This window comes from Bdellovibrionales bacterium, assembly GCA_016714165.1.
GTDB lineage: Bacteria > Bdellovibrionota > Bdellovibrionia > Bdellovibrionales > UBA1609 > JADJVA01.
Genome location: JADJNU010000020.1, coordinates 1 through 11,071, shown reverse-complemented (window position 1 = coordinate 11,071; position 11,071 = coordinate 1). Strand labels below are relative to the sequence as shown.

The 11,071-nt window shown below is 45.6% G+C and carries 12 protein-coding genes; 4 read left to right on the top strand and 8 right to left on the bottom strand.

Annotated features, from left to right (window positions below; translation table 11 throughout):
* Positions 1–444: 444 nt before the first annotated feature.
* From IPJ71_19870 to IPJ71_19860, 3 genes are all read right to left on the bottom strand, one after another.
* Positions 445–618 (bottom strand): hypothetical protein, encoded by a 174-nt coding sequence (locus IPJ71_19870; protein MBK7845899.1) that lies wholly within the window; start codon positions 616–618, stop codon positions 445–447.
* 854 nt (positions 619–1,472) lie between these two features.
* Positions 1,473–1,625 (bottom strand): hypothetical protein, encoded by a 153-nt coding sequence (locus tag IPJ71_19865; GenBank protein ID MBK7845898.1) that lies wholly within the window; start codon positions 1,623–1,625, stop codon positions 1,473–1,475.
* A 41-nt stretch (positions 1,626–1,666) separates the two neighbouring features.
* Positions 1,667–2,062 (bottom strand): class I SAM-dependent methyltransferase, encoded by a 396-nt coding sequence (locus IPJ71_19860; GenBank protein MBK7845897.1) that lies wholly within the window; start codon positions 2,060–2,062, stop codon positions 1,667–1,669.
* A gap of 1,809 nt (positions 2,063–3,871) precedes the next feature.
* On the opposite strand from IPJ71_19860, the gene IPJ71_19855 reads away from it, so the two are divergent.
* From IPJ71_19855 to IPJ71_19845, 3 genes are read left to right on the top strand one after another with little or no spacing between them, the layout of a single operon-like run.
* The gene (locus IPJ71_19855) at positions 3,872–4,135 is read left to right on the top strand and encodes a PilZ domain-containing protein (protein ID MBK7845896.1); all 264 of its coding nucleotides are present in this window, start codon (positions 3,872–3,874) and stop codon (positions 4,133–4,135) included.
* Positions 4,136–4,174: 39 nt separating this feature from the next.
* On the top strand, positions 4,175–4,651 hold the full coding sequence (locus IPJ71_19850) for an SAM-dependent methyltransferase (protein ID MBK7845895.1): 477 nt from the start codon (positions 4,175–4,177) through the stop codon (positions 4,649–4,651).
* The gene (locus tag IPJ71_19845) at positions 4,644–4,829 is read left to right on the top strand and encodes a hypothetical protein (GenBank protein MBK7845894.1); all 186 of its coding nucleotides are present in this window, start codon (positions 4,644–4,646) and stop codon (positions 4,827–4,829) included. The genes IPJ71_19850 and IPJ71_19845 overlap by 8 nt, the downstream gene beginning before the upstream one ends.
* A gap of 46 nt (positions 4,830–4,875) precedes the next feature.
* Here IPJ71_19845 and IPJ71_19840 read toward each other — a convergent pair whose 3' ends face one another.
* Together IPJ71_19840 and IPJ71_19835 are read right to left on the bottom strand one after the other, a co-directional pair.
* The gene (locus IPJ71_19840; protein MBK7845893.1) at positions 4,876–5,442 is read right to left on the bottom strand and encodes a hypothetical protein; all 567 of its coding nucleotides are present in this window, start codon (positions 5,440–5,442) and stop codon (positions 4,876–4,878) included.
* 92 nt (positions 5,443–5,534) lie between these two features.
* Positions 5,535–6,137 carry a hypothetical protein gene (locus IPJ71_19835; protein ID MBK7845892.1) on the bottom strand — a complete coding sequence of 201 codons (603 nt, stop codon included), beginning with the start codon at positions 6,135–6,137 and terminating at the stop codon, positions 5,535–5,537.
* Positions 6,138–6,869: 732 nt separating this feature from the next.
* Between IPJ71_19835 and IPJ71_19830 the strand changes: the two genes are divergently transcribed.
* Positions 6,870–7,742 (top strand): radical SAM protein, encoded by an 873-nt coding sequence (locus IPJ71_19830; protein MBK7845891.1) that lies wholly within the window; start codon positions 6,870–6,872, stop codon positions 7,740–7,742.
* A 57-nt stretch (positions 7,743–7,799) separates the two neighbouring features.
* Here IPJ71_19830 and IPJ71_19825 read toward each other — a convergent pair whose 3' ends face one another.
* The 3 genes from IPJ71_19825 to IPJ71_19815 all read right to left on the bottom strand — a co-directional run bounded on the left by IPJ71_19825 (position 7,800) and on the right by IPJ71_19815 (position 10,003).
* Complete coding sequence (locus IPJ71_19825) at positions 7,800–7,937, bottom strand: hypothetical protein (GenBank protein MBK7845890.1); 138 nt, start codon at positions 7,935–7,937, stop codon at positions 7,800–7,802.
* A gap of 500 nt (positions 7,938–8,437) precedes the next feature.
* Entirely contained in the window at positions 8,438–8,647 is a 210-nt protein-coding gene (locus IPJ71_19820; protein ID MBK7845889.1) for a hypothetical protein, read from the bottom strand.
* Between the two features lie 1,203 nt (positions 8,648–9,850).
* Positions 9,851–10,003, bottom strand: a complete 153-nt coding sequence (locus IPJ71_19815; protein MBK7845888.1) for a hypothetical protein — start codon at positions 10,001–10,003, stop codon at positions 9,851–9,853.
* Positions 10,004–11,071: the final 1,068 nt, after the last annotated feature.

The window sequence follows — 11,071 nt, the reverse complement described above, 5'->3', positions numbered from 1 at the left end:
TCGCGTCTTATCAATTTCTCTCACGGCAATTGAAAATAGGGCTCTGCCGTCAAAAACTCCTAATGTCCATTTGAATCCTCCTTTGAGGATACTCATTCAATCCGGGAAATAATGCTGAAAGCCAGCTCTGAGAAAAGCTATCAAACACATTGTCCCATTTTCAGCTCCATGAAAAGCCTGTCGTATATCCTCTCTTCGTAATACGCTTCCAAGGCCTTTCGATGCGATTTGATGAAAAATCAGATGTGATAAAGGGATCGGGCAACAGGTCGGAATTCCTGGAAAGCAACTAGGTATGGCTTGATGGATCTCCGTCCGTTTGCAAACCTGTTTTTAAAGCATTCTTTCGCAGATAGTCTATCAAAAAAGGAGTGTATCTGTTGCCTCTATTATGGCGCAACAAACCTTGAGCGCAAAGCCTCGAGAATAATCAACACCACATTCTCAAGGAGTCGGAGCGGACGCCCAGGTTACATTTGTGGGGAGATATTTATCCAACTCCAATTTTCGAAAGACTCTCAACGCGCTGACGGATCTGGAGTCCCTTTTGATCGTATCATGGCAAAGGTAGAATTCAGCGCCAAGACCCCCCAGTTCATCCTGAGAAAATGAAAGCATTCGTCGATTTCAAAGGCTTGAGCCCACAACCACCACGCGCAGATAAGGCCATAGGGTTGCCAAAATAAGGTATTCAAAATGGGATGAACCCTTCGATATTTTTTGAAGGAACGAATGCAGGAAAAACCGGTATAACAATAGGTCAGGTCACCACCGCCGCAAGCGACAAATACCATTAAAGCACAATCACTTGAACAGCTTGATTCTGGAGTCTCAGCTATCCTAGAAATTCAATCGTGCTTTTTTGCCTGTCAATTGATAGAGCTTCGATATCAGCCAAATTCAAAGAGATAAACAACAAATTAACAACAATAAAAAGGAAAGGGCCAAAGCCTTTAGGTAGCCCTTCTGGTGCCATATTTGCTCATAAGGAAAACAAACACCGGAAGATTTGAAAAGAATGATTGCAACCAATCAAACTCTTAAACCTAGTAGAAAAGACTCCAGCCACCCTTATTTGAAAAGCCAGTGAATAGACCTCCTGTTATAAATGTAAAATCAATCTAACCAAGGCATAGACAACAAGCAAAGATGAGAGAAGAAGAAGACTTTTAAGAAACGGGAATTTTGAGGTTTTCAAATCGCTATTCTCTCTACGCTTGATTTTTATCAGCGCAGCAGCCCCTTTTCAAAATCAAGACTCTGCTCTGCCTCTGACCCAAGAGTAAAACAGCACGCTGTAGGGTTCGCCCTGAACGGCTGAAAACTCTTTTCTGGTCGTCTTCTACCAGGTCAGGAGCAATGCGTCAGCATTTATCAAGGCGGGGCCGCACCAATAACAGATCCCGAAAATAGGAGAAAAACCTCTCGCGATCATGGCTGACGAGCGTCAAAATGAAGGCTTCGGTGTTCTGTCACAAGTTTTTGTACCCGCTTGCATCAAAAGATTTCCCATCTGAACCCCCTACATAGTGTCCTTTGATCGACCACTGATAATCATTAAACTCGATCCAGTACCGCAAAATAGCCGGACTATAAGGATCAACAAAAAAACTAGAATTATTCACTTCCGACAGTATGACTTCCGAACCAGGGATCAAATACTTTCTCAATTCTCGAAGAAGAAGTGAGAGTGGTCCGCACATGCTCCAAAAACCAACATAAAAAGGTCCATCAAAAGTCCGTCCCCTTTAGGATCGCGAGGTCTCTGGGCATCGGACTGATGCAGCTCAGCCTGGTTGTCCAGAAGCTCCTGGGCCAAGGTCTCTCTCGCTACTCTGAGCTGGTCTTCGGAAATATCGATACCCACCAATTTTTTAATCGAAGAAAATCTCTTCAAAAGAATTTTACTTTGCGCACCAATGCCACATCCGACCTCAAGCAAGCTTGTGTCTCTCTTGAACTCCACTCCTTCATAAACATAGGGTTCAAGAAGGCGGGCCTGGTCTTCCAATCGAGCTTGCTCTTCTGATGTGTAACCAAGGAATATTTTTGATTTTGACACACTCTACCTCTCAAAAGAGAAAAAACCATTTTGCACATCTTTTGGCCAATAACTCGCAATACCATTATGCTCAACAGCCAAGAAGAAAGCCAAAAGGACCACGTGACCACTAATTTTGACTTGATTCTGTTGCCAGACTCATCGCCTAGCGCAATCCTCCGGAAATATATATACGGTGGAAAATACACAAACAGATGATTTTAGTTTTGTTAAGGAATTGAAAATTTTGCCAATTTTCGCCTTAATTTAAGGTAGTTGGGGCTGCGTTGGTCAACCACTCCTTTCGAGCAATCCATCGCCTGACGACCCCTTCTCGGTTAAAATTTGATCCATCCGTCTGACTTCAGCAACCAGATCCAAGCATGCAGCCCCTTCCCTTCAAAACAAAGATGGACAAGCAGGGCTTATGACCAGCTCCATCACCCCAAGAATCGAATTGTTCCCAATCCCTTGGTTCTTCATGGTCCTTTGAGACCTCAAAGTTGTTATATTTGACCCCAAAGGCATTGCTGAGAGCTCACGCTGGCGAGTCTATTACAATGGCTATGAAGTCACCCACCAGCTCGTACCGACTGTCAATGAGGTAGAATCCATCTCCCGCAAGGAATGGACTCTGGAATTTAAAAATCTGAGGGTTCGAGCTGAAAAGGATAACCATATTCAATTCGCCTCTTTCACAAGCCCAAATCAACCTCCTGTTATTCGGTCTTGGCTGCTTCCCGAATGCCAGAGAGTGGATCAGACCAGCAGATTGCAACCACTACCGAGGACTTTACTCTTTCTGAGCTAATCTACTTGACAGAATCGACAGACTGTCTCACGACTTCAATTTTAATCCGAGCCTTCTTGCGGCCTCGTCGCAGGGAATCAGCATTCAATCCTCAAGCCAACCGTTGTTAAAAAGCCATTGGACTCACCCGATGAGCTCCTATCGCCGATTTGGAAATTGCTCGTTTTCAACCCTACTTGGCCCAGGTCGCCTCGGATCAGCCGTTTTCCCGCCGGAATTGTTAGGGTCTGATTAACGCGAAAGCTCACGGCCAGAGTGATTGGCGCCTCAATCCTGGAACTGTCGCTCCGGGAGGACTGACATTCCTTAATTCTTGCCGATTATTGGGCGGACGATCTGTCTTTTCACAACTCAAGCAGAATTCCGCGTTTCCAAGCAACTCGCCACCCAAATTATTTTGGCCTCCTACCAGTCGAAGGGCTTACGTGTAAAAGGCTACTTGAAAATAATCAAAATTTTTTGGCCTCAGAGAATTTAATCGAGGCACGAAAGTACGTTATCGAGTGAGTAGTTACTGTACCATTTTTCAAATCGAGAGGATCTCTATGCGAAATCGACCCTAAAATCCTCCTTGCATCCGCCATCATATTTTTAGGCATCTGATCTCACTGCCTGTGCAAGTGACTCTCCCTTTATGGCCACGCCATTGTTGAACTCGTTCAAATGTTAACAAAAATCTCTTTGTTGAATCTCCTCGTCGCTCTCTCCCTTGTCCTGAATATCCCATTCATCCTTCGCGCTTCGCGCTGGCTCTCGCTGAGCCTTCCTTTCTCTCTCATTGCCATAGGTTGGAACAATTGGGTGTAGTTTTGCATCTGTCGGGCATGATTTCTCCCCCTCAACGACTTGGGTGGCGACCTTGCTATTTGCCTTGCTTTGCGGGTTTGTGTCTCTTCCCGTTGTTTGGAATCTAATAAAAAATCCCGAACAGCGCTGGTGGCTTCAGGCTGTCCGAAAAGCCATTTCCCTTCCCATGACCCTTGAGCCCGTTCGAGGATCGAGCATAGACATGAGAACCTTTGATCTCTGATACCGGAGCTTTCGTCCAGGTCGACGACTGGAGCGAATTTGAGTATCCGATGCGTGAGGGGGATGTGATAAATGTCAAATTCACTATCGGAAGTCTCAATCGAATTAGCTGCTCAGCTCAGATCGTGCGAAGAAACTACGAATCAGGGCACTATCGAGCGGGACTTGGTCTGCGATTTATAGGACTACAGCGAGGGCATCATCGTCTTCTTCGTCAATTTGTCGAGACCCAACCAGACCAGGTCACTCACTAAATATTAACGGATTTTCTTGATTGTTGCTTCGTTCTTGATATGTATGCCTTTCCAAGAAGGAAACTTGATGTCCCATTCCATCTCTATGAGCCCGATCGGGCATATCCAGTCCTGTTTCCCGGAAAAGTTTGGAGTGCCAAAACAGGGACGAATTTCGCCTCACAGTCATGGTGCTATTCATTTTTTGAGAGCACATTGACGGCCTGCCATGACCGCCGGACTGGAATCCTTTTTCTCACTTGGCCAGGGTCCTCTGGCTATTTCATCAGAATAAAAATAAAACTCTTCTCAAGAAGGTTCACCCTCCTCGATTGGGAGGAAAAAAATCGGGGTTTTTCCTCGCGGAGCCCTCATCGACCAAATGCGATCGGAATGACTGTCGTGCAGATTTTGTCGATTGAAGCCGACCGGATATTGATCAGTGGCTTAGATATGGTCGAGGGTACACCTGTATTAGATATAAAGCCTTATATCCCTCAATGGGACTCTTACCCAGAAGCCTCTCTGGATGGCTAAGTCACCAACCCGATTCTGCCCAACAGAATTTTTATCTTCTGCGATGGAAGAGCTCTTCGCTTACGAAAAATCAGACTCGCTCGAAATGCCCGCTTCAGAGGTTCTCCACGCCATCAGAGAATGTCTCAGCACGGATCCGCGACCACCCGCCTACAAGAAAATGGATCAAACAAAGTAGATGAGTGAAAAACCGATTTACGCTTTTCAGATCTATGGTTTAGACGTCAAGTTTCGCAAATGGGACAATGGATTTTGGTTACAAGAATTGATAAAATGAGAAACGAAGAGAGCAGAGCCACAGGACCCAGCCACAATGCAACTTGAATCCCCATCTCATCGCTAAGGCGGCCCAATCCATAATGCATTATGACGGTCATCAAGGTTCCAAAAGATATCGCGACCGAAAACGCGCGACTGGCTTGTTTTCCAAAAACTTGAGCAATCGTTTCAATGAACACTGGAAAGAAGGGCCCCAAGCTCAGGCCGCATAAAATTAGGAAGACGGGATCATAACTGAGCCCCAGGCCGTAAAAGAGGGTAGAAAAAATCAGACAATATGAGAGCACATGACGACTGGAGCTCTTGAGTAAACCGGGACCCACAAAAAAACAAGTCGACTCAAAAAACATCAAAAGAAAAAAACAAGTGAGGGCATTTGCCGAACTCGCGTCCGACCATTGGGTTACTTGCTTCAGATAAAGCACCATTCGCGTGGTCAGTGACAGTTCTCCAACAAGGTAGGTTGCCAATATCATGGCCATCCAAAGGCTCAATCTTCTTGAAATCCCCATTTGATTTGCTCTCCTGCCCTCACCTTTGCCCTCCGAAGAACTTTCCTGTCCAATGCCTTTAATTCCTTTGATGCCTTTGTCAGGAGATGAGCTTACGGTTGGGAATTTCGCAATCCTCTTCCTCTAGAAAAGTGAAAAAACGAAAAAATTAATATTATAAAGGGAATCCCGCTAAACAAAAAAACAATCTTGGTCCAGGGATAATTAGCCCGATAGGCGTAGGAGAAGGTGAGAGGAGCTAAAAAGGAGGCCATCCCATAATTGCTATGAAGACCAGAAAAAGGCGTTCCAGTGCGATTCTGGTGAACTTTCCTGAATAAGCACGTGTTGAGCAACCGATCCAATTCCTGACCAATTCCCAGAACTCCGGAGGCGACCAGTACAGAAATATAGTTTCCGCCAAGACCCAAACCCAGAAATCCAAGACCCAAAAAATAAACTTCCCGCAAAACGCGCATCGATCCCGCCAACGGAATCAACCACCGACAGGAGTAGCTCGCGATAAAGCTCAGCAGAGAGGTCACAGAAAATAGCCAAGAGCCTGAGGTATCCGTCAGGTGAAGGTCTTGTAGCACTAAGGGAAAAAAAGGACCACGAGCATTATCTAAAAAACCAAGGGCAAACAATGAGGCATACGCAAAAAGAACACAGGACCACCGCAGTTCCACATTGCGCATTTCTAGCCAGAGCCGCATGTTTGACTTCATCCTTTTCATCCGCAACAAATCGACTACCATCGTCATGAAAGCCGATAAAATATGGGTTTGATCTCTCCGTCAAAAATTGCCACAATAGCCCCGGATTTAAACTTAACTAGATTTTGTTGACATGAGCACGGGCACGGGCAGATTCAGAGTACACCAAGTGAACTGACACCACATCTCGTATTTCACCTTAAGATGGAGATTTATTCGTGGGCACGACTGTTGATGCAATGACTCCGGGAGGAGACTATTCACCAAAGCGCCACTTTGGAGGCCAACTCCCCGAAAATATCGGAATCTTTCTGCGTTTTGCCTTGGATCCAACGTTTTATTAATCTTGGTGGTGAACATCAAATTTGTTGTACCTCTGAAGAGTATGGCAATTCCATTCGTTCCACCTTTGGAAGAATTCTAAAGGTGAGCAACACGACTGATCCAGACAAAGTACAAAATGCCTCAAGCCTCATGAGAGTTCGGCGACAGATGCTAAAGGGAAGATGCGCCTTGCTCCAGATGTAAAACTGTAGAAAAGGTGCGAAGGAAGAAGCAGACGACAAATCGAAAAGTGGCGATTCGCTGACAGAATTGCTGAAATCATAAAAATACTAATAAACGTGGACGAACGACAATCCTTCCCTCTTATCTGGACCTCCGACTTGGAAACTTCTGCAATCTTGTTTGTCGCATGTGCAATCCGAGAGCAAGCAGAAAATGGTCTCTTGAATGGAATCGGGTCAAATTGACCTGGGAAAAACTCATTTTATTAGTGGCGCTATAAATATGACTGGTATCGGACAGAAAAGTTTCAAACCCTTTCTCAAGGCACTCCTTCCCCATATCAGGAATTTTCATGTGGCTGGAGGAGAACCTCTCATTATTCCTGAGACGCTGGAACTCTTAAAGGAACTACAAAGAACGGGCATTTCTCGTAGCACGGAAGTTTCTTTTAACACAAACCTCACAGTCCTGAATCAGGATCTTCTGAAGTGCTTGCAAACTTTCAAAAGAGTTTTCTTTTATGTCAGTGTTGATGCTTACGGCGAACTGAACGACTACATACACTACCCAAGTAAATGGACAAAGATTGTCGATCGGGTTCATGAAATCTCGAGCTGGGCGAAGGACTCTCCCTTTGTCATCCAGTTTAATGTGACCGTACAGATTTACAACATTCTGAGACTGGACGAACTCATCGACTGGATTCAGTCTCTTGATTTGCCTGGAGTCGGCAACGTTCCCAATCTCACTATCCTAAACAATCCGAGCTACTATGATATTCGCAATCTCCCCCCAAATCTCAAACAGGAAGTCAAAGAAACCATTGCAAAGAAAAGATTCGATTGGCTCTCAGCAGCTCCCACTTATGCGCGAGAAAGTTTTGCAGCCACACTGGATTCGATTGTTGAACATTTGAAATTTCCTGCCTCAAGTCGCTGGACCTTCTCCCACTTTCAATCCGTGACAGCCGCTTTGGACGCATCCAGAAAGCAAAACCTAGAAAGTCATCTTCCGGAATTAGTAGGCCCCCCAAGGCAGGGATTGCACGAACCTCATCAGGCTCCGTTAGGAGCCCCACAGATCTGCTTTAAACTATGAACGGTTTTCGTTTCCAGCTGCTTGACGATGGTGTCCGCCCCGCCCACCAAAAGTCACTTATCGTTGCAACTGGATGGCCATCAGTTGATATCTGGCCGATTCACCAGCTCTTCTCCCCAGCCCCTGAGAAACGACAAGAATTTCTTTAATGGGAATTGCAAAACCTAAATCAACCACAAGTTCGTCACCACTCATTATAGGACCATGGAGCTCTGACAGCGAACGTCTGCTTCCGTCTCGGAGAACAGCAACAACCTCAATGATCTCTGTTGATCCAGCAGCACACGAAATCTTTATTCCAACAATATTGTTTCTATTTACTGGAAATGAAACCCGACGCTGGCTCTGGCCAAAAATTTCGTCAAGGCCTAAATCTAGAGAAACCTCGTGAAACGGCTGAGATTGCTCTTGGAATTACAGAAATAAGTGTCACCCCCATATTTTTCTACGTGGTGAGTAGCGGCCTCAGGCGGAGTAGCTCTGGGCGTATGGCTTTTTAGGCGGGGCAGCAATCTCCACTTCAATCTCTTTGTAACTTAGACTGCATACAGACTCAATTTCGGGTTCAGGCACACTCTGTGGCTCCTCCACCAGTTCAGGCTCCTGCACCAGTTCGGGCCTGACGCTAGCTCAGTGACTCCTGCAACCTGTGATGAATCTTTAAATCAATCCGCAAGCTTCCAAAATTTTGTTGATTACCTTAAGATGAAGAACAGCACTCGAATAATAAAGTGCCCCCTCAACTGGATTTCCCAAGCTCCCCCTTGATCGACGTCTTCTGTATTTACCAGCTCTACCTGATCATAGCTTTCACGTTCTTTAGACAAGAAAGATCCACGCGCCTTTGGTATTGATTTAATGGTCAGCGAGTTCAGGTCCAACAAAGCTCGGCTTGAGCCTTCCATCGAAATGATTTGGCCACTATGACCACTTTTCGATAACATAAGATCCAAACCGGGGCAAGCGGATATCGACGGCTGTCTTCTTGATTTAACTGAATTTCGGCCGTCCTTCTTGTTTCTGATTCTACCTCCATATCTCCATAGTCCAAAACCAACAGAAACACCTGATGCTGAGATGAGAAAAGGACCTGATTTACCTCTTTAGCATGACATTGGCTATTGTAAAAACAATCCTACACAAAAGCAACTAAACAGAATATCCATTTCATGAGTTCCAAGCTCCATAGGGATAACAGACAACATAGGTGAGCGAAACATGAAGCACCAATCATGCCACGGCCTTCTTTAAAGAAAGCTGAAAACAGAACAACTCAGATGGGCGTCTCGTGAAAAAATTCACTCTGAGTGAAAACAAGAACGACACGATTTAGTCTGAAGTTTGAAGGACGTCAAAATAGACAACGCCTCCTTTTGGAGTGCGCCTTCACCAAGTAAATCGATCGCGCATAGAGAATTTATAAAAGTCTTCGACACAGCCCGATCATTTTTCCGTGGTGATTCTCCAGTGTGCCAATTCTCCATACATTTTTACACCGCGGTCGTCGAGCCAATTCTCCTGAGGGATTGACTCCGCCAAGAGGCGTTGTCTAGCAGAAAAATCTGATCCACCTCATGTAATTTCAGAGTCCGGAGTCCATTTTGTCTTTGAGCTACTTGATGCAGCAAACTCCGCGATGGTCGCGCTTGATTCCGCCGAATCTCACTGAACAAGGAAACAAACATTCATACGTTCTCGTTGGTCCACTTAAATTAATGCTACATTTCAAAGCCCTATGAAAATCTGATCCAGCTTGGTGCCCTATTGGTTCGAGGCATTGGGTGCCAAAAAATTGAGGAAACAGCCGAGAAGGAACTCTGGCCAAACCAGAACCGATCCTCCTGAAAAACTTGCCTCTAATAGCAATCGGGGTATTTTTAAACCCATTTTTATTCGATAATCCTCTGCCCGATCTTCTGCGAAAATAGTACCAAAGAACATCCGGCAATACCCAGGAGCTTTCTACCAAGTGTTAAATAAGTGGATTGGAGTTTCTAAACCATGTGGACCTGGCACTGGAGACGAGCTAAAAAAATGGCCACTTCCATTAGGTCCATTTCCAGCCCTGCAACTGCTCAGTGATGGACTGTCTTTCTTGCTTCATTGCATCATTCAGGATTAAATTTAAAAACTCCTCCCTGAAAGACCTTGGCAAAGTCCCAAACAGATTTTCCAGCCAGATGATAAACTGAGAACGCCTTTGCGATCGCCCGTTCGACAACCGCCCACTTGAGCCTTACAACGGTAACTCTTCGATCCACCAGGCCCAAAAATCTGAAACATATTCAATAATATTTACGAGGGAGGGTGAACATCCGGGATACGTTTGATGCGGACCAGAGTATGCCGCCATTCTGATTTCAACAAACACGAGTGGGCATAGTATTGAGAACATCAGCATTGATCTTAATACGCATTCTGCTCGCCACTCAGCGCCTCATTTCGGTGTTTTTCTTCTCAATGGACCAACCACCTGGGGAATACAAAAACAGATCCCCTCCGATAGTTAATGTAAAATTGTAACAGTTCCAGTTGAAAACAGTGGTGTTCGATCAAGAGTGGATTGAGCTAAAAACAAGATCTCTGCTAAGACCACGTTGCTTGGCGGTTGGCCCATGCTCCGATTGTACGGACGCGAGTTTAAAACCCAATAAAGCGGCGAATAAACACATCTAGCATCAAAGCAACAGGCCGGGCAATGGGGTCTCCTAACCGCCGTCAACGAGGCTGTGCTGATGGCTCCTACCAAACTAAGGGTGGGAGTGGGTCTTGAAAAACACCCAATCAAAACTGATTAACCGCCATTCTGCTGGACATTCTTCAGTGCCATTAGCGGCTTTCTTGCCGCGGTATTGTATCATCTGTTTTTCTGATTTCACTTGACGGGCTACAAACATCGCGATATGCGGTCTGGGTTATTATCTGGGCGCTCTCATTGCTGGCTTTTTTATCGGCTGACCTATCACCACTTCGGTAAAAATGTGGCGGCAGGAAATAATCTGATTCCTGATGAAATTCCATGATCCAAAGAAAGTAATTCCCGTCCATATGGCTCCTTTATTCTTGTGGGAAACAATCCTTACTCATTTGTTTGGCGGCTCAGCAGGCTGCAAGGAACAGTTGTACAGTTGGGCCCTCGCCTTCGGACCAACTGACAGGTTTCTTTAGACCGGAGCCCGAGGAGCGAAAGATTCTGTTTGCCGGGGTGAGCTGGAGCTGGGTTTGGTGCCGCTACAGCACCGCGGCCGGAGTGGTGTTCGGGTATGGAAGTGATTAATGTCGGTAAGCTCAGGCTTTTGCCTGGTTTGAGTGTTTCGTCGCCTCCTTTG